The organism is Pseudomonas brassicacearum (assembly GCF_003732265.1).
Classification (GTDB): domain Bacteria; phylum Pseudomonadota; class Gammaproteobacteria; order Pseudomonadales; family Pseudomonadaceae; genus Aquipseudomonas; species Aquipseudomonas brassicacearum_D.
Genome location: NZ_MOBK01000165.1, coordinates 355 through 846, shown reverse-complemented (window position 1 = coordinate 846; position 492 = coordinate 355). Strand labels below are relative to the sequence as shown.

Genomic DNA, 492 nt, shown 5'->3' with positions numbered 1-492 from the left:
GAAGTACGAGATCCGCGTCCGCGACTTCACCGCGCCCGGCAACATCATTGCCGAGATCGCCCAGCTCAACCGCATTCGTCGGCAGAACCCGGCGCTTCACACGCACCTGGGCCTGAAGATCTATAACGCGTGGAACGACAACATTCTGTACTTCGGCAAACGCAGTTTTGACGGCAGCAATTTCATTCTGGTCGCGGTCAGCCTCGATCCGCATAACGTGCAGGAAGCGAATTTCGAACTGCCGCTGTGGGAAATGGGCCTGCCCGACGACGCGACGACCCACGGCGAAGACTTGATGAACGGGCATCGCTGGGACTGGCATGGCAAATACCAGTTCATGCGCCTGGACCCGGCGTATCAGCCGTTTGGCATCTGGCGAATTACTGCCTGAACACAGATCCATTGTAGGAGTGAGCCTGCTCGCGATAGCAATCTTGCAGGCGACAACTCTGCCGAATATGAAACCGCGATCGCGAGCAGGCTCACTCCTAC

At 57.7% G+C, this 492-nt stretch carries 1 pseudogene; it reads left to right on the top strand.

Features of this window, described 5'->3' with window-relative positions:
• Positions 1-391, top strand: a pseudogene (locus tag BK660_RS30610) (alpha-1,4-glucan--maltose-1-phosphate maltosyltransferase); the annotation flags it as partial.
• Between the last annotated feature and the right edge of the window lie 101 nt (positions 392-492).